Consider the following 21,155-nt stretch of genomic DNA (forward strand, 5'->3'; position numbering starts at 1 on the left):
TAATCAAATTTACAATAATACTTTATAAATCACAAAAAAGCCCCCACGGATTACCATGGGGGCTTGTATAATTTAAAAGTATCGAAGCTTATTTAGCCTCTTCGTCAGTTGGTGCGGTTTCAGCTTTTTTGGCTGCTGCTTTTTTAACAGCTGCTTTAGTTTCTGCGCCTTCCATTTGTTCTTTCAATTGAGCAAGAACAGATAGATCACCTAAAGTTGATTTCTCTACTGAGTCTTTCACTTTCTTAACCGCGTTAGTTGCAGATTTTGCTTCTTTTTTACGGTTTTCAAATTCCTGCACACGGGCATCAGCACGAGCTTCTTCCCATATACGTGAGTGTGAAATAACGATACGTTTGTTTTCCTTGTTAAATTCAATGATCTTGAACTCAGCAACTTCTTCGCCTTTTAAGCTCTTGCCATCTTCTTTAACCAGGTGTTTGGTTGGCACAAAGCCTTCAACACCATAAGGTAAAGCAACTATAGCACCTTTTTCAGTTACTTTTAACACGGTACCTTCATGTATTGAATCAATAGTGAAGATGGTTTCAAAAGTATCCCAAGGGTTTTCTTCCAGTTGTTTGTGGCCCAGGCTTAATTTGCGGTTCTCTACATCCAGTTCTAAAACAACCACGTCTAATTTCTCACCAACTTTGGTAAATTCATTAGGGTGATTTACTTTTTTAGACCATGAAAGATCGGAGATGTGAATTAAACCGTCAATGCCGTCTTCCAGTTCAACAAACACACCAAAGTTGGTCATGTTTTTAACTGTAGCTACGTGTTGCGTACCAACCGCATAACGGTCGGCAGCATTTTGCCAAGGATCAGGGGTAAGTTGTTTAATGCCTAATGACATTTTACGCTCGTCGCGATCTAATGTCAATACCTGTGCTTCAACTTCGTCGCCAACTTTCAGGAATTCCTGAGGATTGCGTAAGTTTTGAGACCATGACATTTCTGACACGTGTATCAAACCTTCAACACCCGGAATAATTTCTAAGAAAGCGCCATAATCAGCAACAGTAACTATACGGCCCTTAACTTTTGAACCTACAACGATAGTATCGTCAAGGCTTTGCCAAGGATGAGCTGTTAATTGTTTTAAACCTAAAGCAATACGTTTTTTCTCGTCATCAAAGTCAAGAACAACCACATTGATTTTTTGGTCCAATGCTAATACTTCGCGTGGGTGTTCAATACGTCCCCATGAAATATCAGTGATGTGTAATAAACCGTCAACACCACCAAGGTCAATAAATACACCAAAGTCGGTAATGTTTTTAACGGTACCTTCAAGTACCTGGCCTTTTTCAAGTTTGGCAACTATCTCGGTTTTTTGGTTTTCTAAGTCGTCTTCAATAAGCACTTTGTGCGATACCACTACGTTTTTAAATTCGTGGTTTATTTTAACAACTTTAAATTCCATTGTTTTGCCCACATACACGTCATAATCCCGTATAGGTTTAATGTCGATCTGTGAACCTGGTAAGAAGGCTTCAACGCCCATAATATCTACAATCAAACCACCCTTAGTTCTGCTCTTCACAAAACCGGTAATGATCTCATCGTTATCTAAAGCCGAATTAATTCTTTCCCATGATTTTTGAGTTTTTGCACGTTTACGAGAAAGTACTAACTGTCCGTTAGCATCTTCTTGCGATTCAACAAATACATCAACTGTATCACCTACTTTAAGGTCAGGTGTATCACGGAATTCAGAAACAGATACCAAACCGTCAGATTTAAAACCAACGTTTAATACTACATCCTTGTTGTTAACACTTACAACAGTGCCGGTGATAATTTCGCCTTTGGTGATAGAGCTAAAAGTTCCATCATACAATTTCTCCATTTTTTCACGTTCGCTGTCGCTGTAGTTACCAAACTTCTTGTCATCAGCGTCCCAGTCAAAATCTTCGCGGGGTGCTGTTGCAATCTGAGATTTGATCTCTTCGATCGAAATTGAATCAGCCTCTGATTCAATTGTTTCTTTTTCGCCTGTTGCTGTAACTGTACCCAGTTCAGCTTCTTTAGCTTTTAATTCTTTTTCTGCTTCTTGTTTTTTTGCCATTAAATAATTTATCTCCTTTTCCCAATTTTCTAATTGGGACTGCAAAGGTAGATATATAATTTTATATCAAAAAAATTAATTTGATGTTAAATGCTGATTTTTAAGCCTTTTATATCGCTGTAGAAGCTATTTTACTTAAAATGTTACCGTAACGGCCAAATTGTCCTTCATCAGTCACCAATTTTATGCTCAATTTCATTAAAAACATCCATAAAATTGTTCAGCAAATTTTGGCGGTAGGTAATAACTACCTCATTGATGTCGGCTTCATGTTCATTTGTAAAAGGTTCATTCCATACTCTCATACATATCCGCTTTAAAGCATAAGCTATTTGTTTGGTATCGGCATAAGTATGCAGGTACCCGTCCTTTTTAAATCCTTCAAAAAACCTAAAAAATCTGGTAGTATCTTTTAAGCCTGCAACAGTTAAAAAGCTTTTGATTTTATCAGTTTGGCAACTTTGTAAATGATCATAAAAATCCTGCACGGTAATTTTATTTGTTGTGAGCAACAGGTTATCTAAAATCAACTCCACCCCTATATGGCCCAAAAAGAATGGCTTTACAGGTGATCCTGTAATTACCGGTGACAGCATTTTTTTTAGCTGATGAGAATGCTCCAAAAAAAACGCCGAAGAATGAAAATAGCGGTCAACAGCTAAATGTTTGTTCCAGCCGTTAACTATGTTATTGATATCATCATCGGCATGTTTTATTTTTTCGGGATGAAGCACAATTGTTTTATCGGCATTTTTTAAAAGATCAGGCAGTACCGTTCCCAGTATGTGGTAACAGTTGCGTTCGTGGCGGTCAAAATAATAGTGCGATAAAAAATTCATAGTGATATATGCAATATAATATAAAATCAGATAACTGGCAGCTATGTTGATATTTATATAGTCTAACTATTTAGTAAATTATAATATTATTGCAGAAGCAAAACCATGTTGACTATACAACCCGTTTATAGACCGCGCGTTAAAACTCTTGATTCCTTAAGGGGCTTAGCTGCGCTGTTTGTATTACTAAACCATCTTTTAGGCGGGATAGTCAGTTATAAAATTATGGACGCGTTTTCTCCTATACACTTTTTAACAGGTGGTGACGAAGCCGTTATTTTTTTCTTTTTATTGAGCGGGTATGTGTTGGTTTACCAATACGAATCAAACCCTGATTACACTTATATGCGTTTTATATTTCAACGTTTTGTAAGAATATACATTCCATATACTGCGGCTATTGCACTGAGCGTTTTTCTCTTTTCGTTAACCGCACACAATCATATCGGTTTGGCATGGGTGAGTGCAATTTGGCAACAACCTATCAACCTCAATACGATAATTGATCATTTAATATTAATCAATAAGTTTAACACCAATAGCATTAACCCCGTTATCTGGTCGTTGGTACATGAAATGCGTATAGCGCTTATATTTCCTGTAATATTATATTTGGTAAGATTAAAACCAATTTATACATTAATTATACTTTTTGGTATTAGCATTATTTCAACAATAGCAAACATCTATAATCTTGATCCTCCAATCGGATATCTTAATAGTTATAATTCGACATTGCATTTCCTTTATATATTTGTTATGGGTGGCTTAATTGCAAAGCATCAGAATATATTGCTTAACGCATACAACTGGTTAAAACAAGGTCCAAAAATAGTATTGATTTTAACAGGTTTATTTGCTTACAACTATGCGCATTTGTATCCTCAGGTTATAAAAAGAGTAGACTTACCCGGAGCTGTTAAATATTTTTCAGATTCACAAACTCAGGATCTGTTAGTGACATTAGGGTCGTGTTGTTTTGTAATCGCAGCTATTAATGCTAATAAATTTAACACCTTTCTTTTAAACAGGATACCACTGTTTTTAGGTAAGATATCTTATAGTTTATATTTAGTACATCTTCCTGTTTGGGCATTTATTTATTTTGAATTTAACGGCAGATTACCTATAGTTATAATGGTAATAACAGGCTTTATATCATCATTATCCATTGCTGTTTTGTTTAACAAATACATAGAGCAATTGGCATTAAAATGGCAAAAAATATTTATCAAAAACACTATTTATAAATCAAAACAATAATTTCTTTTCGCATATTTTCACACATATCCAATTTGATTTAAAGAGGTGTGTTTCCTTATATTACACTTTAATATATCTTTGCCTCCTATAAAAGAGCACTAAATGAACTTTGTTGAAGAATTACGCTGGAGAGGCATGCTGCATGATATTATGCCCGGAACTGAGGACCTGTTAAATAAAGGCATGGTTTCCGGATATATTGGTTTTGATCCTACTGCCGACTCATTACACGTAGGCAGCCTGGCCCAGATCATGACGCTGATACATTTTCAGCGCGCCGGGCATAAACCTTATGCGCTGGTTGGCGGTGCTACAGGTATGGTTGGCGATCCTTCGGGCAAATCAGCCGAGCGTAATTTACTGTCAGAAGATGTATTGCAGCATAACCTAAACGGTATTAAAAACCAGCTGGAAAAGTTTTTAGATTTTAACAGCGGCGCAAACAGCGCGCAAATGGTTAATAATTACGATTGGTTTAAGGAATTTACCTTTTTGAATTTTATACGCGATGTAGGTAAACATATCACCGTAAATTATATGATGGCTAAAGATTCGGTTAAAAACCGCATCAATGGCGATACGGGCATGTCATTCACTGAGTTTACTTACCAATTGGTACAGGGATATGATTTTTATTATTTATGGAAGAATCATAACTGTGCTTTACAAATGGGCGGATCGGACCAATGGGGAAATATTGTAACCGGTACCGAACTGATACGCCGTAAAGATGCAGGCGAAGCTTATGCTTTAACCACGCAACTCATCAAAAAATCTGACGGCAGCAAGTTTGGCAAAACCGAGGGCGGCAACATCTGGCTTGACCCGGCTAAAACATCGCCTTACCAGTTTTACCAGTTTTGGTTAAACACCAGCGATACGGATGCTAAAACTTATGTACGCATTTTTACCTTGTTTGATAAAGCCACTATTGAGACATTAGAAGTGGAGCAAGATGCCGCGCCACATTTACGCACACTGCAAAAAGCTTTGGCAAAAGATATTACCATACGTGTACATGGTGAAGCTGAATATGAAAAGGCTATCAAATCATCCGACTTTTTGTTTGGCAATACCGGTATTGAGTTTTTAAACGAACTTAATAACGATGAGGTAATAGGTTTATTTGAGGGACTGCCTCAATTTACCATCGCAATAAATGATCTACAACAAGGTATTAACGCCATTGATTTGCTGGCTGGCAATACTGCGGTTTTTTCATCAAAAGGTGAAGCTAAAAAAATGATACAAGGTGGCGGCGTAGCTATAAATAAAGTTAAAATTGGGGCCGGAGAAGATATATACTCAGTTGATTCACTTATAAATAACCAATTTTTAGTGGTACAAAAAGGCAAAAAAAATTATTTTTTAATTATTGCTGAATAATTTGAAAATACGACAAAATGTGTTTATTTTTGTATAAATGTCGCACAAAAAAGAATATAAATCTGAAGCCATTACCAATAGTTTGGTAAATGAGCCTACTGTTGAATACAATATAAAATCAAATCCATTTGATTTATTTTCTACTGTAATAGGTAATGCTGCTCGTGATTTTAATGTAATGGGCAACTCAAGGATGGGTGATTACGAAATATTAAATGTCAGTCGAAAAGGCCTTCCTAAGCGTGGTTTAATGGCCCTTGCTAAAAAAATATCATTAACTCTCCAGGAATTTGCCAATATTATGCATATCTCTGAGCGCACTTTACAACGCTACGAGGATGATACTATCATTAAAACTGAATATTCAGAAAAAGCCATTGAGTTAGCTCGTTTATACACACGCGGCGCAGAAGTTTTTGGCACTTTAGATAAATTTAAAACCTGGATGAAAACCCCGCTTCATGTTTTTAAAGGCGAGGCACCGGTTTCTCTTTTAGATACCTCTATAGGTTTTGATATGGTTTTTAAAGAGTTAGGCCGTATTGAGTACGGTATTTTTGCCTGATGATACTTTACCGCATTGTTAAATGTGCTTATGCCGATCTGTCCGGAACGGGGGCACGTTTATATGGCGGCAGGTGGAACAGCGAGGGACGAGCTATGGTATATTTAACCTCCTCACGATCATTAGCTGTACTGGAGGCTTTGGTGCATTTAAGTCCCACTAATTTACCCGATGACTTTTGTATCATGACTATTGATGCGCCTTATAATGTGGCAGCAATAACTGTTGAACAATTACCGGCGCATTGGTATGAATATCCCGAGCCTAATAACTTAAAAGAAATAGGCAATAAATTCCTGGCAGAAAAAAAGCACCTTTTGTTAAAGGTGCCTTCGGCTATTGTAAAAGAAGAATATAATTATTTGCTAAACCCACAACATCCCGAGGCCGGTGCGGTTAAAATTTCAGGTACCACGCCGTTTGTTTTTGACCAGCGGCTAACCACTTAAAAATGTCCTCTTATTGAATTGTATATCTTATCGTCATACAGCTTCCTTAGTTCGTTATGCGTATGCGGTGTTAAGGGCGGTAGTGCCGATGCTGCTACGTTGCTATGTACCTGGGCTACTTTGGTTGCGCCGGGTATTACAGTGGTAACTTCCGGATGATCTAATATCCAGCGGATGGCCCATTGCGGTGTACGCTCGTCGGGTAACATGGCTTTAATTTCGTCAACCAATTGCACACCTTGTTTAAAATCAATGCCCGAAAATGTTTCGCCGGCATTAAAGGCTTCGCCGTTGGCGTTAAAGTTGCGGTGATCTTTGGCATCAAAATGAGTATCGGCTGTAAATTTGCCTGATAACAACCCACTGGCCAAAGGCACACGCACAATAAGCGCTACATTTTTTTCTTTGGCTTTGGCAAATATTTCATCAGCCACATGCTGGCGAAACAGGTTAAATATAATTTGCAATGAGGCTAACCCTTCCTGTTCTAAACAGATCAGCGCTTCTTCGGATGTTTCTACACTGGCACCAAAATGTTTGATCAATCCTTCCTGCTGTAATTTGCGAAAGTTATCAAATACTTTACCCGCCTGCATTTCTTCTTTTGGGATGCAATGAAACTGATCTAAAAACAACTGTGATACGCCGAGGTTGTTTAATGAATCTTCTACCTGGCGCTTCATAGCGTTATAAGTAAAGTTTTGCGGCCAGCCATATTCGCCATCACTGCGTCGACCTAACTTGGTGGCTACAAATATTTCCTGGTCAATAGTTTTTAAAAACTTACCTATAACCTTTTCACTTACCCCGCCACCATAAATATCGGCAGTGTCAATAAAGTTACCACCGGCGTCGGTGTAAGCCTTTAATATTTCAAAAGCTGCTTCTTCGTTTACATTGCCCCACTCCGAGCTACCTAACTGCCAGGTACCCAAACCAACTTCTGCTACGCTGGTGCCCCTAAAATCTCTGTAATTCATATGATGTAGATGTAATATTTAACTTCCTAATTCAACAATACGGTCAAACTCCTCGCGCTTAAGGCCCATTACGGACAAGCGACCCTGACGTACCAAACCTACATCTTTTAAGCGTTCGTCGGCCTTAATAGTTTCTAATGTTACCGGGGTTTTTAACGATTGCACGGGTTCCAAATCAACTACTAACCAATTCTTATCGTCGGTGGTTGGGTCCTGATAGGCTTCTTTTACCACTTTGGCTATCCCCACTACTTCTTTACCATCATTACTATGGTAAAAAAGCACCAGGTCGCCCATCTTCATTTCGCGCAGGTTGTTACGCGCCTGGTAGTTGCGCACGCCATCCCAAAAGGTGCGACCATCTTTATTAAATTTTTCCCAGCTATATTTTACAGGTTCGCTTTTTACCAGCCAATGTTGCATTGTTGTATGTTTTGAGCAAAGTTAATTAAATAGGTAAAGATATTTTGATATCTCCGTAACCTTTTATGTATTTTGAAATACTCTTATAATAAACCTTATCACAAATGAGTGACGAATTTTTAATGCTCTCTGTAAAAAATGGCGACCTGGATAAGGCCGCCATTATTTACGGGCGTTACAAAAAAAAACTATACCAATTTTTTTTTCACAGGAACTACGGTGATAAAGAGGCGAGTGCAGACCATGTTCAGCAGGTTTTTTACCGATTAATTAAATACAGGAATAGTTATAAAGAGGAGGCTAGTTTTAATACCTGGCTTTACAGTATTGCTTCAAACATCAGGTACCAGGACATAAAAGAAAAACAACGTATGAATGTCGGATTAACTGATTATAAAATACCGGAGAGTTATGATCATATTAATGATGAGCACCAGGCATTGCATCAAGCTTTAAAAACCTTGCCCGAAACGCATCGCGAAATATTAATGATGAGCAAGTTTTTAGATATGAAATACGACGAGATAGCTACTATTAATGGATGCTCGGTTGGTGTAGTAAAAACAAGAGTATTCAGGGCGATGCAGGCTTTACGCGAAACCTATTTTAAAATTAATCAATTATGAAAAAGGAAGAAATAGAACAGCTATTAGCTGAATATGTAACCGGAAAAATATCAGCTCAAAACAGGCTGTTATTAGAAAACTTACTGGCTAACGACCCTGCGTTAAAACAAGAGGCTGATGAAATGGTGGCTTTATGGCAAATGATGGATAATACAATTGTAGATGGAAATGATGACGAACAGTTTTACAACATGCTACATATTAGTAAGCAAAATGAAAACTCAGGTAAAATCATAAATTTAAAATCAAAAGCATGGCTTTATGCCGCAGCTGCCGCAGTTTGTATAATTATGTTTTTTGCAGGCAGGTTTACCGCTGCACCGGTTGAAGTAATTAAATATAAAACGCTTATAGTAAAGCAGGCAGCACCTGCGCCTCTTCAGCAGCAAGTTGTTAAAATAGCACCGTTAGCAATAACTCCAAAACTTCCTGCTAAAGTAAAACCAAAAGCTAAAGTTGAAGAGCCTTCTGCTTTAGCACAACAACTGCGGTCGGTGTATGTGTCTGAACGAATAGATGCTATCGGCAAATTATCTACTAAAAAAACGTTAAGTAAGGATGAATTAAAATTACTGGAGCTGGCTTTAAATGAAGACCCAAATCCAAATGTTAGATTAATGGTAATAAACTCCATGCGGCCATTAATTAATATAGATGGTGCGCAACAAGTATTAATTAGCGGTTTAAGCCGCCAAAATAATCTGCTGGTTCAAAGTTTACTGGTTGATGTATTGGTGGAGACAAAATCGAAAGAGGCCATTCCCCAAATGCTTGCCTTGCTTGATAATAAAAATACGGATGTAATTATACAAAACAAAATAAGGGGTGGTATTGAAAGCTTTATTAATTAAAATATTGGACATGAAAAAAATCATTCTTTTATCAATAATATATTTCTGTTGCGAAAGCGTATTCGCACAAAAAAGTGCTACCAACATTTTAAAGATCCAGGTAAATAAAACAAGACATATTGCTTTAGGTACTAATGGTGCATCTGTTGATATAGAAGGGTATGACGGTGACGACCTAATAATAGAAGCTATAACTGATAAGTTTCCAAAAACTGTTCCAGAGTACGCAAAAGGATTAAACCGTATTCCATTAAGCAACCGTCCAAAAGAAGACAATGCCCTTGGGTATAAATTATTACAGGATGATAGTTTGTTGTACCAAATTAACATCACTACCAAATGCAAATATTTACATATTAAAGTACCTAACCATTTATATCTTTTTTCAATATATGCAAATGATGGCAGCACAGATTCATATCTAGCGATTAAAGATCTTAAAGGCGCGTTTCAAACTGAGGGATCAATCAGAACAACTTATATCAGTAACGTGGCAGGCCCGTTTAAGGTATATAGCAGACAAGGGAAGGTTGTGCTATACAACATTTTATGGAAAGATAATATCGAGTGGCCTTTTTCATCTTTAAATTTTCCATCACCTTACATTATTAATGGCGGATCAAGTGATGTTTTTCTCTCACTACCAGAAGATTTAAAAGCAAACATATCATTTACAGGAGGAGAAATATATTCAGATATGAATTTAGAAACCGGACCCAAATCAACGCTCACTTTAAATGGCGGTGGTATAAAAATAACAACTTTTAGTGGCGGCTACAGTTTTCAGCATGCTACCTTTTATATAAGGAAGCAAAAATAATTTGACATATTATTAAATATAAAACTATGAAACTAATAATTTTATTTTTCGCTGCTATAATCAGCGCGCAAAATGTAACTGCTCAATCATCCCCCAAACTTGTAAATTATTCATTAAAAAACAAAAAGGACCACCTTGTAGAACTAACAATTACCGGCCCATCACTATACATTGAAGGATACGATGGTGACGATTTAACTATTGAGCCTTATAATATCGCACCTTCAAAAAACATAATTGCGGACTCATTGGGGTTAAAAAACATTACGTCATTAATTACGCCTGCATTTCGTTTACAACAGGAACAAGCTCCTGTTATAAAGGAATACACAGACCGGGTTCTTGTAAATTTTGGAGTAAGTTTTCATGAAGCATTTTTGATAAAAATACCCAGAAATACTCATTTAAAACTGTCGGCTACCGGGTCAAAAGACAGAAAGGTAGTTTTAAAAAATTTGACTGGGGAAGTGGATGTTAGGGGGGCTATGCCTTTAATTGAAATAGATAACATAACAGGCCCACTTACAGTAAATTCAAATGCTGTTACTACTTCCAAGATCATCATCAGCAATATCAAGTTCAAGAACTCACCCCTCAATGATGGAAAAGCTTTACTATACCTATCATCTTTCATGAGTGATTTTGACATATCGCTTCCGGAAGATATTAAAGCCAACGTAAATATAAAAGTGGATAACGGAGATATCTATTCGGATATGGATATTGTTAAAACTTATGGGGCATCTAATAATCTAAACACCATAAGTGGTAAGATCAATGGCGGCGGTGCATTCATATCCATTATTAGTACATATGGTAATGTAGCTATACGGAAGCAAAAAGAGTAATGCTCAATGCAATATCTTAAACATCAATTCCTTCATCAACCCGCCATGATCGGTATTTAATTCAACGGCTTTTCTTTTCAAATAGTAAGTTCGCCCAGTAAACAAAATTTGCAGGGTTGTACATCTTTAATCTACCTTAGTACTTGAATTATAAATCGATTAGTCTTTAGTCAATTAACTTTATTATGATTTTCTCTCGAACTTCCTTACCTAACTTGGTGATGGGCTTACTAATCATCAGCAGTCCTGCCTTCGCTCAACAAAAATCTATATACCATAAAGGATGGGTTGATTTTAACAAGAACGGAAAAATGGATGTTTTTGAGGACCCGTCGCAACCGATTGAAAAACGAGTTAATGATTTGTTAAGTCAGATGACTGTTGAAGAAAAAACCTGTCAGTTGGCCACGCTGTATGGTTATAAACGGGTACTAAAGGAAGAGATGCCCGCTCCGTCGTGGAAAAATGAGGTCTGGAAAGATGGAATTGCCAATATAGACGAAGAATTAAATAACCTCACTTCGCGTACCGATGCAGCAACTACCCAATATAGCTTTCCTTACAGCAAACATGCAGACGCTATTAATACTATACAAAAGTGGTTTGTAGAGGAAACTCGTATGGGTATTCCTGTTGACTTTACCAATGAGGGTATACATGGCCTTAATCATGACCGGGCCACTCCCCTACCTGCACCAATTAACATAGGCAGCACTTTTAATAAACAATTAGTACGGCAAGCAGGCCAGGTAGTTGGCCGCGAAGCTAAGGCGTTGGGTTATACCAATGTTTATGCCCCTATATTAGACCCCGCCCGCGACCAACGCTGGGGACGAGTAGTTGAATGTTATGGTGAAGACCCTTTCCATATTGCAGAAATGGGTAAACAAATGACCCTGGGCATACAAGAAGAAGGCGTAGCATCTACCTTAAAGCATTATGCCGTTTATAGCGTACCAAAGGGTGGCAGAGACGGTTCGGCAAGAACTGACCCGCATGTTGCCCCGCGCGAAATGTACCAGATCTATTTATATCCTTTTAGACGTGTTATACAGGAGGCACACCCTATGGGGGTAATGAGTAGTTACAACGACTGGGATGGCGAGCCCATAACCGGCAGCTATTATTTTTTAACTGAACTTTTACGTCAAAAATTTGGTTTTGACGGCTATGTGGTATCAGATAGCGAAGCCGTGGAATATTTATACAGCAAACACCATGTAGCCAATGATCGTAAAGAGGCAGTGCGGCAGGCATTTGAAGCCGGGTTGAATGTGCGTACCAACTTTAGTATGCCACAAACTTATATTATACCGTTGCGGGAATTGCTTGCCGAAGGTAAAGTATCCAAAAAAACGCTTGATTCACGGGTTGCGGATGTGCTACGGGTAAAGTTTAGGCTGGGTTTATTTGATGATCCTTACGTAAAAGATCCTAAGGCGGCAGACAAAATTGTTTACAATGAGCAGGCAAAAGCAATGTCATTACAAATGAACCGGGAAAGTATGGTATTACTTAAAAATTCAAACAATCTGCTTCCGCTTGATATAAAAAAGACTCCGCGCATATTAGTAACCGGCCCCCTTGCCGAAAACGTTGAATATGCTACCAGCCGTTACGGTCCGTCCCATCAACCAGTTACCAGCGTATTAAAGGGTATACAAGATTACGTTGGTAATAAAGGCACGGTAGTTAGTGCAAAAGGTTGTGATATAATTGATGCTACCTGGCCGGAAAGCGAAATTATTGAAACACCATTAACCGAAAAGGAACAGGCAGATATAAAAGATGCTGTGGACAAAGCTAAAGATGTTGACGTTATTGTGGCGGTGGTAGGCGAAGGTGTTGATCAGGTTGGCGAAAGTCTTTCAAGGACGAGTTTAAATCTGCCCGGCAGGCAACTAAAATTGATACAAGCATTGCAGGCTACTGGTAAACCGGTTGTAATGGTTATGATAAACGGGCAACCCTTAACTATAAACTGGGAAAATAAATATGTGCCTGCGATATTAGAAGCCTGGTTCCCGGGCCCGCAAAGTGGACAAGTAATTGCCGAAACATTGTTTGGCGAAAATAACCCGGGCGGTAAACTACCCATAACATTCCCCAAAACCACAGGTCAGATCGAATTAAACTTTCCTTTCAAACCTGCATCGCAAGCAAATCAAGCTGGTTCAAACGGCTGGGGTAAAACCAGTGTAAATGGCGCATTGTACCCATTTGGATACGGCTTAAGCTATACTACATTTGACTACAGCAACTTAAAGGTAACCGAAAAAGTTCATAATCAGGCTGATGTAGAAGTAAGTGTGGATGTAACCAATACCGGTAATTTAGTTGGTGATGACGTAGTGCAATTATATTTGAAAGATGAATTAAGCAGTGTTACCACTTATGAATTTGATCTTCGTGGTTTTGAACGGGTAACACTAACGCCCGGTGAAACCAAAACCGTGCGCTTTATTTTGCACCCCGATGATATGGCCTTATTAGATAAAAATATGAACTGGACGGTAGAGCCCGGAAAGTTTCAGGTGATGATAGGTCATTCATCAGAAGATATTAAATTAAAAAAAGAATTTACTGTAGAAGATTAATGTCCTGATTGCAACAGGCAATGGGAAACAAAATATCTTCAATCGTTAATTCAATATTTTAACACCCACTCCTTCAACAAACGCTACAATCAGTATTTATTAACTTTTTATTGAAACGTAATCTTTCTAATTTGCCTATTGCCTGTATCTCCTACATATAAATTACCTTGTTTGTCAACAGCTACATCTATTAGCATTGAAAATTGAGCTGTCGCTCCGGGACCGTTTACAAAACCAAATTTACCGGTACCGGCCACGGTAGTGACAACTCCGTTGGGTGTTACTTTTCTTATGGCATAATTACCACTATCGGCAATATATAAATTATCTAAGGCATCAATAGTCATACCTTGAGGTATACTAAAGCTTGCAGCAGTACCTGTGCCATCAACAAATCCTTTTGTACCGTTACCGGCAAAAGTGGTAACAACACCAGCTGGGGTAATCTTCCTGATCACATTAGCTGCGTTATCAGACACAAAGATGTTACCCTTACTATCAATGCAAATTCCAGTTGGCGATTTAAAACTGGCAGAGGTACCTGTTCCGTCAATTGTGGCAGAGGTAATGTTCCCAGCAAAAGTAGTAACAACCCCAGCCTGGGTAACTTTTCTTATCAAGCCATTTCCGGCATCAGCAATAAAAAAGTTTCCTGAAACATCCTGTACTATCCCGAAAGGTTCTCTAAAACTTGCATTGGCTCCTGTACCGTCATTTCTCCCGTCAGAATATCCTGCCAATAATGTTACCGTTTTATCAGGCGAGATTTTTGTTATCTTACCGTAACTTGTTGTTGCAAAAATATTCCCTGCACCATCCACTACCATATCCGCAGGATTCGAAATATTTAAATTTGCATACCCATTAACAAGATTTAAAAAATATGTGCTTACAACTCCGCCAGCGGTGATCTTTCTAATCTTATTAGCATCATCAACGACAAATAGGTTACCTGATGGATCAAAAGCAATCCCTGTTATATATCCAAAGCCGGCTTGTTCACCCGTTCCGTCAACTGATGACGTTATATTTGTATTTCCTGCAAACGTACTTACGATGGCAGTTTTCTCTTTTACATCTACATTTTGAACAGTGCTTTTTTTACAGGCTTGACATGCCATTACCAACACCAACCAAATTAATTTATCAAATTTTATATTCATATACTTTATACTAAGTTTACTTCAATGTAATATCTTAAACACCAACTCCTTCATCAACCCGCCATGATCGGTGTTTGATTCAACGCCTTTGCTTTTAACGTCGTACTCGCGCAGGTAGCTTATTATTTGTACGGTTTTGCCTAATGGATAGCTTCGGGCCGCTTGCTCGTAGTCTTTTATAAAATAGGGGTTCACCCCCATTTCGCGGGCCAGGTTTTGTGGCGATTTATCGCGCACGTAATGATATACCAGCACTTTACTGAAAAAGTTGTTCAGGTTACCTAATACCAAAACTATAGGATTAGCCTTAGGGTTGGCTTCAAAGTAATTGATGATCTGGTTGGCTTTAAACGCGTCTTTCTTAGCTAAAGCTGTTTGCAATTCAAATACATTGTACTCTTTACTAATGCCAATATTATCATGAATATGCTTAAGGGTGATCTCCTGCCCGGCGGATACATTAAGCATCAGCTTATCCAACTCGTTGGCAATTTTGGATAGATCATTCCCCAGGTATTCGGCCAGCATCAACGAAGCTTGCTGGTTAATTTTATAACCTTTTTCGGTAAGATAGCTCTCTACCCAGGCAGGTATCTTGTTATCATATAGCGAAGCTGATTCAAATATCAGCCCCGATTTTTCAATGGCTTTGTATGTTTTTTTGCGTTTGTCAAACTTGCCGTACTTATAGCAAAAAACCAATATGGTGCTGGGTAGCGGGTTCTCTAAATAGTTTAATAGCGGGTTAATAGCTTTTTTGTCGTCGCTATCATTACCCCATTTCATATCCTGCGCTTCTTTTACCAGCACTACCTGGTAGTCGGCCATCATGGGGTAGCGTTTGGCTGCGCCTAATACCGTCATTACATCCGTATCCTTGCCGTATAACACGGTTTGATTAAAACCTTTTTCGGCATCTGATAGTAAATGGTGCTCAACATAATTACTTACCTGGTCAATAAAATAGGGTTCATCGCCGTGTAAAAGGTAAATGGATTTGTATTTTCGACTTTTAAGATCTTTAATTATATCAGCGGCAGTCATTGAATTCAAAAGTAAAAATTCAAAAGTCAAAAATCAGGTATGTTTGTAAATATATTCTTGACTCACCCGGTCATAGCTTCGCTCGACCAGCCTCTCTATTCTAGAGAGGGGTTTAAAAAGAACAGCTTTTTAATTTTGAATTTTTACTTTTGACTTAATCATGAACCAACTGCAGCCGCTCAACCTTCCACCCTATCCATTTAAAATAACGGACGAGGGTGGGCAGCTTACTTTGTTTGATGAGATCAGGAAAAAGAATATTATTATTACCCCCGAAGAGTGGGTGCGCCAGCATTTTGTACAATATCTTATACATCAAAAAAACTATCCTAAAACACTAATTAAACTGGAAGGCGGGCACCGGTTAAATGGCATGGCTAAACGATCGGATATTTTGATTTTTAACCCTGCCGGGGAGAAAATTTTATTGGTGGAGTGCAAGGCGCCATCGGTACGTATTGATCAAAGGGTTTTTGACCAGATAGCGCGTTATAACATTGTGCATAAAATAGCATTACTGGCAGTAAGCAACGGCCTGCAACATTATTATTGCGAAATAGATTTTGACAAACAGCAGTATAGGTTTATTGATGACCTACCCGCGTACAGATAAAAAAACTTAGGCAACCGCAGCGGTAAGTATTTGCATTTTTTCGAGCAACTCGCTTGGCTTAAATGGCTTTGATACGTATTCATTCATACCCGAAGCATAAACCTTTTCCTTTATATCAAACAAAGCCGATGCGGTTAACGCAATTATGGGCACATTTGCTTTTTTAGGGTCGTGCATTTTACGTATCTCAACAGCTGCGTCAAACCCATTCATCAATGGCATTTGCAGGTCCATTAATACAATATCAAATTCTCCATAGTGCATCAGTTCAACTGCCCGTTCACCATTTTCGGCTATGGTAGGTACTATCTTCCATTTTGAAAGCAGCTTTTTCATCAGCATTACGTTAACGGGGTTATCTTCGGCAATAAGCACTTTTAAGGCATTTAAGTTATTTTCACGAGCGGCGGTAATTACCTGTATGGCGTCGGCCTGTATTTCTGCGGCAGCATTTTGAACTTCGGTAGCTACCGTGAACTCCATGTTAAATGAAAATTCAGACCCTGCGCCCGGTTTACTGGCCACCTGTATGCGCAATCCTTGCGATTCAAGTAAACGTTTAACTATGGCAAGGCCCAAACCTGTACCGCCATATTGCCTTGTTGTGCTTAATGATTCCTGGGTAAAAGGTTCAAAAATTAGTTTTAGTTTGTCTTGTTCAATACCTATGCCTGTATCTTTAACAGCAAAGTTAACAGTAAGCAAACTTGTTTTTTGTTCAAGGCAGCTAACTCTTACCTGTATATTACCTTGGTGGGTAAATTTAATGGCATTACTTATTAAGTTAAATACAACCTGGGTAATACGTGTAGGTTCGGCAAATACTTCTTTTTGGCTCAACACTTCATCCACTTCCAAACTAAAATGCAGCCCTTTTTCTTGTGCCGATATAATCTGGCCGGCACAAATATTCTGCATCAGTTCACCCAGGTTTATTTTTACATTTTCAAACACCTGTTTGCCCGATTCTATCTTATTAAAATCAAGCACATCATTTACTATAGATAGGAGATTGCTTGCCGAGAATTTTAATACTTCAAGGTTCTCCTTTTGATCTGGCCGCGGGCCGCCCATAATAAGCAGGTTACTCATACCAATAACCGCGTTAAGCGGCGTACGTATCTCGTGCGACATAGTTGATAAAAACTCGGCCTTCTCTTCAAAAGATTTTTCGGCTTTTTCAATAGCCAGCTTATATTTTTCGTTTAGCGCTTTTTGCTGTTCGTAATTTTCTTTAAGCAGGTTATTGGTGCTCAAATACGAACTGTAAAAATGACTATGAATTAAAGCAATAATGCTGAAACAACTTACCAGGCCGATGATGAGGGTTGAAGTACCCGGATGTTCCGCAACTATACCGATATTATAAGTATAGTAATTTTGCAAAACTGCAAATAACACAATGGGTACTATATTTAAAAATGAATATAAAAACCCATTTTTTTTACCCAGCATATAAAAGCTAAATGCCATCACCATTAAAATAACACCAACGGTAACTTTATCAACCTTTTGCAGCACTATAAATACATCCGCTAAATTTAAAAGGGTTCCTGTAATTAATAATAAATGGGTAATGGCTTTCCAGTTGGCCCGGTAAGTGAGCCACTTAAATAAAATAATTGCCCCGCCAAGAATAATCGCGTTAGTAACAGCAAGCTTAACCAATTGCTGATAATATATATTAACCTGCAGTACGGCAAGCACATAAATAGCCATCAACAAACCATAATACAGCATACGTATGCGCGTGCTATCAAGACTTAGTTCGTCCTTAGGCGTAATTTTAGCAATAGAAAAGTTAAAAAAACTAATTCCTTTATCCATTTGTGTTTACTAATCTATAATTCGATAGACTGATTGAAACAAATCCCAATCATTGTAACACTATGGTTATGCAATTAGGTTGCCAAACCAGCCAAACTTTCGTCCAGTATTTTCAACTTCGCCTCGGCGTCCGTTTTTTTCTTTAATTCGGCTTCAATAATTTCGGGCTTTGCATTACTCATAAACCGTTCGTTCAATAGCTTTGCATTAACCGATTTTAAAAAACCATTAAGGTATTCCTTCTCTTTTTGCAAACGTTCCGTTTCGGCCTTAGCATCTATATTTTCGCTGAAAGGGATAAAAAATTCATCAGTAGCTATTAAAAAACTGATGGCGCCGCCAGGTTTATCAGCCACTTTTGTAAGGCTGTCAACATTGCCTAATTTTTTTATTACCGGCTCAAACTGATCATAGTTTATTGCCGAATTTGCTTTTACTGATAAGGATAATATTTCTTTGGGTGATATTTGTTTACCATTACGGACATTCCTGATTTGAGTGATAACCAATTTAACTGTTTCAACATCATTCAACAAGTGTGTATTTACTTCCCCATTATCAGGTAATTGGGCAACAATACAACAATCTTTTTCAGTCCTGCCTCCAAACAATTCATCGTGCCATAGCTCTTCTGTTATAAAAGGCATAAAAGGGTGTAATATCTTCAGTATATTCTCAAAAAAGCTTATGGTGCGTATATAAGTTTCGCAATCAATTGGCTGTAAATAAACCGGCTTGATCATTTCCAGGTACCATGCGCAGAAATCATCCCAAACCAACCTATAAGTAGCCATAAGTGCTTCTGACAAACGGTATTGGGCAAAGTCATCTTCTATCTCAACCAATGCTTGATTAAAGCGGCTTTCAAACCAATTTATAGCTATTTTATTAGGATTTGCCAATTTATCATCAACCTCCCAGCCCTTTACCAGGCGAAACGCGTTCCACACTTTATTGGCAAAATTACGGCCCTGCTCGCAATAGCTTTCATCAAACATCAAGTCATTACCGGCAGGCGAGCATAGCAACATACCTACCCGTACACCATCGGCACTAAATTTCTCAATCAGGTCCAACGGGTCGGGCGAGTTGCCTAATGATTTTGACATTTTACGGCCCAACTTATCCCTAACAATACCGGTTAGGTACACGTTTTTAAACGGCGCTTCGCCCCTAAACTCGTGCCCGGCCATAATCATACGGGCTACCCAGAAAAACAATATTTCGGGTGCAGTTACCAGGTCGTTAGTAGGATAATAATAATTAATATCGGCATTATCAGGGTCCTTAAACCCGTCAAAAACAGATATGGGCCATAACCATGACGAGAACCAGGTATCAACCACGTCTTCATCTTGTTTTAAGTCTTGAGTTGTAAGTGATGGGTTTTGAGTTAGTTTTTTGGCTTCTACCAAAGCATCCTCAACAGTTTTAGCAATCACGTATTCGCCGTTAGGTAAATACCAGGCTGGTATTTGCTGCCCCCACCAAAGCTGGCGACTGATGCACCAGTCCTTCACATTCTCCATCCAGTGGCGGTAGGTATTAATGAATTTTTCGGGTATTAATTTTACCTCGCCGTTCAATACATAATCTAAAGCAGGTTTGGCCATTTCGTCCATCTTGCAAAACCATTGCATGGATAATTTTGGCTCAATAACCGCGTTGGTACGCTCAGAAAATCCTACCTGCGATTTATACTCTTCCACCTTATCCAACGCTCCGGCTTCTTCCAGCAATACCGCTATTTTTTTGCGCGCCGCAAAACGATCCTCCCCTATTAAAATAGTAGCTTTTTCGTTCAGCGTACCATCGTCATTTAAAATATCAATAACCGGCAGTTTATGCTTTTGGCCCAGTTCGTAATCGTTCAGGTCATGTGCCGGGGTTACCTTTAAACAGCCTGTACCAAAATCCATAGTTACGTATTCATCCAAAATCACCGGTATTTCGCGGCCTATTAATGGTATAAATACTTTTTTGCCATGCAAATGCAGGTAGCGTTCGTCGTTAGGGTTAATACATATTGCCGCGTCAGCCATAATTGTTTCCGGGCGCGTGGTAGCAACGGTTAAGTAGTGAGTAGTGAGTGGTGAGTGGTGAGTAGCAAGGCTCTCACTCATCATTGATAACTCATCAGGTACTACATTGTATTTAATATAATATAGTTTTTGGTTAACTTCTTTACGTATAACTTCCTCATCACTTACAGCAGTTTTTCCCTGCGGGTCCCAGTTAACCATGCGTACACCGCGGTATATCCAACCCTTTTTATATAGATGGATAAACGTATCTATTACCGCTGCCGATAGTTCTTCATCCATAGTAAAGCAGGTACGGTCCCAATCGCAGGATGCTCCCAGCTTTTTTAATTGCTCCAGTATTATACCACCATATTTTTCTTTCCACTCCCAGGCATAGTCTAAAAACTCGGGGCGGGTTAAATCCTTTTTGCCTATGCCACGCTCTTTCAGCATAGCAACAACCTTTGCTTCGGTAGCAATACTGGCATGATCGGTACCGGGTACCCAACAGGCATTTTTACCTTTCATACGGGCCCGGCGTATCAAAACATCCTGTATGGTATTATTTAACATATGTCCCATGTGCAAAACACCGGTTACGTTAGGCGGCGGAATTACAATAGTGTACGGTTCGCGGTCATCAGGCACCGACCGGAAAAATTTATGCTGCAGCCAGTAACTGTACCATTTTTCTTCGGCCTCTTTAGGCAAATATGTTTTAGAAATACTCATAGCCTGCAAAAATAACGTTTTGCAGCGAATG

At 38.6% G+C, this 21,155-nt stretch carries 18 protein-coding genes; 10 read left to right on the forward strand and 8 right to left on the reverse strand.

Annotated features, from left to right (window positions below; genetic code table 11):
* Window positions 1-88 precede the first annotated feature (88 nt).
* Both rpsA and ABI367_RS07215 read right to left on the reverse strand, forming a co-directional pair.
* The gene (rpsA, locus tag ABI367_RS07210; protein WP_462228938.1) at window positions 89-2,074 is read right to left on the reverse strand and encodes a 30S ribosomal protein S1; all 1,986 of its coding nucleotides are present in this window, start codon (window positions 2,072-2,074) and stop codon (window positions 89-91) included.
* A gap of 170 nt (window positions 2,075-2,244) precedes the next feature.
* Window positions 2,245-2,913: an ACP phosphodiesterase gene (locus ABI367_RS07215; RefSeq protein ID WP_462228940.1), complete on the reverse strand. Its 669-nt coding sequence runs from the start codon at window positions 2,911-2,913 to the stop codon at window positions 2,245-2,247.
* Window positions 2,914-3,018: 105 nt separating this feature from the next.
* On the opposite strand from ABI367_RS07215, the gene ABI367_RS07220 reads away from it, so the two are divergent.
* The 4 genes from ABI367_RS07220 (at window position 3,019) to ABI367_RS07235 (ending at window position 6,576) form a co-directional block, all read left to right on the forward strand.
* The gene (locus ABI367_RS07220) at window positions 3,019-4,176 is read left to right on the forward strand and encodes an acyltransferase family protein (protein WP_462228942.1); all 1,158 of its coding nucleotides are present in this window, start codon (window positions 3,019-3,021) and stop codon (window positions 4,174-4,176) included.
* A 102-nt stretch (window positions 4,177-4,278) separates the two neighbouring features.
* Window positions 4,279-5,562, forward strand: coding sequence for a tyrosine--tRNA ligase (tyrS, locus tag ABI367_RS07225; RefSeq protein WP_462228944.1), 1,284 nt, complete (start codon window positions 4,279-4,281; stop codon window positions 5,560-5,562).
* Window positions 5,563-5,599: 37 nt separating this feature from the next.
* Entirely contained in the window at window positions 5,600-6,127 is a 528-nt protein-coding gene (gene parS / locus ABI367_RS07230; RefSeq protein WP_462228946.1) for a type II RES/Xre toxin-antitoxin system antitoxin, read from the forward strand.
* A complete protein-coding gene (locus ABI367_RS07235) occupies window positions 6,127-6,576 on the forward strand; it encodes an RES family NAD+ phosphorylase (protein ID WP_462228948.1) in 450 nt (149 codons plus the stop codon). The genes parS and ABI367_RS07235 overlap by 1 nt, the downstream gene beginning before the upstream one ends.
* Here the strand turns inward: ABI367_RS07235 and ABI367_RS07240 are convergent.
* Together ABI367_RS07240 and ABI367_RS07245 are read right to left on the reverse strand one after the other, a co-directional pair.
* Window positions 6,573-7,556, reverse strand: a complete 984-nt coding sequence (locus ABI367_RS07240; RefSeq protein ID WP_462228949.1) for an aldo/keto reductase — start codon at window positions 7,554-7,556, stop codon at window positions 6,573-6,575. The two genes, ABI367_RS07235 and ABI367_RS07240, sit on opposite strands and share 4 nt — an antisense overlap.
* Window positions 7,557-7,574: 18 nt before the next feature.
* Window positions 7,575-7,979 carry an EVE domain-containing protein gene (locus tag ABI367_RS07245; protein ID WP_462228951.1) on the reverse strand — a complete coding sequence of 135 codons (405 nt, stop codon included), beginning with the start codon at window positions 7,977-7,979 and terminating at the stop codon, window positions 7,575-7,577.
* Between the two features lie 104 nt (window positions 7,980-8,083).
* Between ABI367_RS07245 and ABI367_RS07250 the strand changes: the two genes are divergently transcribed.
* The 5 genes from ABI367_RS07250 (at window position 8,084) to ABI367_RS07270 (ending at window position 13,721) form a co-directional block, all read left to right on the forward strand.
* Window positions 8,084-8,605 carry an RNA polymerase sigma factor gene (locus ABI367_RS07250; RefSeq protein ID WP_462228953.1) on the forward strand — a complete coding sequence of 174 codons (522 nt, stop codon included), beginning with the start codon at window positions 8,084-8,086 and terminating at the stop codon, window positions 8,603-8,605.
* Entirely contained in the window at window positions 8,602-9,456 is an 855-nt protein-coding gene (locus ABI367_RS07255) for a HEAT repeat domain-containing protein (RefSeq protein ID WP_462228955.1), read from the forward strand. The genes ABI367_RS07250 and ABI367_RS07255 overlap by 4 nt, the downstream gene beginning before the upstream one ends.
* Window positions 9,457-9,466: 10 nt before the next feature.
* Window positions 9,467-10,276 carry a hypothetical protein gene (locus tag ABI367_RS07260; protein ID WP_462228957.1) on the forward strand — a complete coding sequence of 270 codons (810 nt, stop codon included), beginning with the start codon at window positions 9,467-9,469 and terminating at the stop codon, window positions 10,274-10,276.
* A gap of 26 nt (window positions 10,277-10,302) precedes the next feature.
* Window positions 10,303-11,124, forward strand: a complete 822-nt coding sequence (locus ABI367_RS07265) for a DUF4097 family beta strand repeat-containing protein (protein ID WP_462228959.1) — start codon at window positions 10,303-10,305, stop codon at window positions 11,122-11,124.
* 221 nt (window positions 11,125-11,345) lie between these two features.
* Window positions 11,346-13,721 carry a glycoside hydrolase family 3 N-terminal domain-containing protein gene (locus ABI367_RS07270; protein ID WP_462228961.1) on the forward strand — a complete coding sequence of 792 codons (2,376 nt, stop codon included), beginning with the start codon at window positions 11,346-11,348 and terminating at the stop codon, window positions 13,719-13,721.
* A 107-nt stretch (window positions 13,722-13,828) separates the two neighbouring features.
* Here ABI367_RS07270 and ABI367_RS07275 read toward each other — a convergent pair whose 3' ends face one another.
* Both ABI367_RS07275 and holA read right to left on the reverse strand, forming a co-directional pair.
* Window positions 13,829-14,884, reverse strand: coding sequence for an NHL repeat-containing protein (locus ABI367_RS07275; RefSeq protein ID WP_462228963.1), 1,056 nt, complete (start codon window positions 14,882-14,884; stop codon window positions 13,829-13,831).
* 21 nt (window positions 14,885-14,905) lie between these two features.
* On the reverse strand, window positions 14,906-15,928 hold the full coding sequence (holA, locus tag ABI367_RS07280; RefSeq protein ID WP_462228965.1) for a DNA polymerase III subunit delta: 1,023 nt from the start codon (window positions 15,926-15,928) through the stop codon (window positions 14,906-14,908).
* 160 nt (window positions 15,929-16,088) lie between these two features.
* Between holA and ABI367_RS07285 the strand changes: the two genes are divergently transcribed.
* Window positions 16,089-16,541, forward strand: a complete 453-nt coding sequence (locus ABI367_RS07285; protein WP_462228967.1) for a type I restriction enzyme HsdR N-terminal domain-containing protein — start codon at window positions 16,089-16,091, stop codon at window positions 16,539-16,541.
* A gap of 6 nt (window positions 16,542-16,547) precedes the next feature.
* Here ABI367_RS07285 and ABI367_RS07290 read toward each other — a convergent pair whose 3' ends face one another.
* A complete protein-coding gene (locus ABI367_RS07290) occupies window positions 16,548-18,368 on the reverse strand; it encodes an ATP-binding protein (protein ID WP_462228969.1) in 1,821 nt (606 codons plus the stop codon).
* A 74-nt stretch (window positions 18,369-18,442) separates the two neighbouring features.
* On the reverse strand, window positions 18,443-21,124 hold the full coding sequence (locus ABI367_RS07295) for a valine--tRNA ligase (RefSeq protein ID WP_462228972.1): 2,682 nt from the start codon (window positions 21,122-21,124) through the stop codon (window positions 18,443-18,445).
* Window positions 21,125-21,155 lie beyond the last annotated feature (31 nt).

Origin of the sequence: Mucilaginibacter sp. (assembly GCF_039935595.1) — a bacterium.
GTDB lineage: Bacteria > Bacteroidota > Bacteroidia > Sphingobacteriales > Sphingobacteriaceae > Mucilaginibacter.

Excerpts from the sequence above, each read along its gene's own strand:
- ABI367_RS07245 (WP_462228951.1), bottom strand. The coding sequence starts at position 7,979 with ATGCAACATTGGCTGGTAAAAAGCGAACCTGTAAAATATAGCTGGGAA.
- parS (WP_462228946.1), top strand. The coding sequence starts at position 5,600 with ATGTCGCACAAAAAAGAATATAAATCTGAAGCCATTACCAATAGTTTG.
- tyrS (WP_462228944.1), top strand. The coding sequence starts at position 4,279 with ATGAACTTTGTTGAAGAATTACGCTGGAGAGGCATGCTGCATGATATT.
- ABI367_RS07215 (WP_462228940.1), bottom strand. The coding sequence starts at position 2,913 with ATGAATTTTTTATCGCACTATTATTTTGACCGCCACGAACGCAACTGT.
- ABI367_RS07260 (WP_462228957.1), top strand. The coding sequence starts at position 9,467 with ATGAAAAAAATCATTCTTTTATCAATAATATATTTCTGTTGCGAAAGC.
- ABI367_RS07265 (WP_462228959.1), top strand. The coding sequence starts at position 10,303 with ATGAAACTAATAATTTTATTTTTCGCTGCTATAATCAGCGCGCAAAAT.
- ABI367_RS07275 (WP_462228963.1), bottom strand. The coding sequence starts at position 14,884 with ATGAATATAAAATTTGATAAATTAATTTGGTTGGTGTTGGTAATGGCA.
- ABI367_RS07270 (WP_462228961.1), top strand. The coding sequence starts at position 11,346 with ATGGGCTTACTAATCATCAGCAGTCCTGCCTTCGCTCAACAAAAATCT.
- holA (WP_462228965.1), bottom strand. The coding sequence starts at position 15,928 with ATGACTGCCGCTGATATAATTAAAGATCTTAAAAGTCGAAAATACAAA.
- ABI367_RS07235 (WP_462228948.1), top strand. The coding sequence starts at position 6,127 with ATGATACTTTACCGCATTGTTAAATGTGCTTATGCCGATCTGTCCGGA.
- ABI367_RS07285 (WP_462228967.1), top strand. The coding sequence starts at position 16,089 with ATGAACCAACTGCAGCCGCTCAACCTTCCACCCTATCCATTTAAAATA.
- ABI367_RS07220 (WP_462228942.1), top strand. The coding sequence starts at position 3,019 with ATGTTGACTATACAACCCGTTTATAGACCGCGCGTTAAAACTCTTGAT.
- ABI367_RS07255 (WP_462228955.1), top strand. The coding sequence starts at position 8,602 with ATGAAAAAGGAAGAAATAGAACAGCTATTAGCTGAATATGTAACCGGA.
- ABI367_RS07295 (WP_462228972.1), bottom strand. The coding sequence starts at position 21,124 with ATGAGTATTTCTAAAACATATTTGCCTAAAGAGGCCGAAGAAAAATGG.
- ABI367_RS07250 (WP_462228953.1), top strand. The coding sequence starts at position 8,084 with ATGAGTGACGAATTTTTAATGCTCTCTGTAAAAAATGGCGACCTGGAT.
- rpsA (WP_462228938.1), bottom strand. The coding sequence starts at position 2,074 with ATGGCAAAAAAACAAGAAGCAGAAAAAGAATTAAAAGCTAAAGAAGCT.
- ABI367_RS07290 (WP_462228969.1), bottom strand. The coding sequence starts at position 18,368 with ATGGATAAAGGAATTAGTTTTTTTAACTTTTCTATTGCTAAAATTACG.
- ABI367_RS07240 (WP_462228949.1), bottom strand. The coding sequence starts at position 7,556 with ATGAATTACAGAGATTTTAGGGGCACCAGCGTAGCAGAAGTTGGTTTG.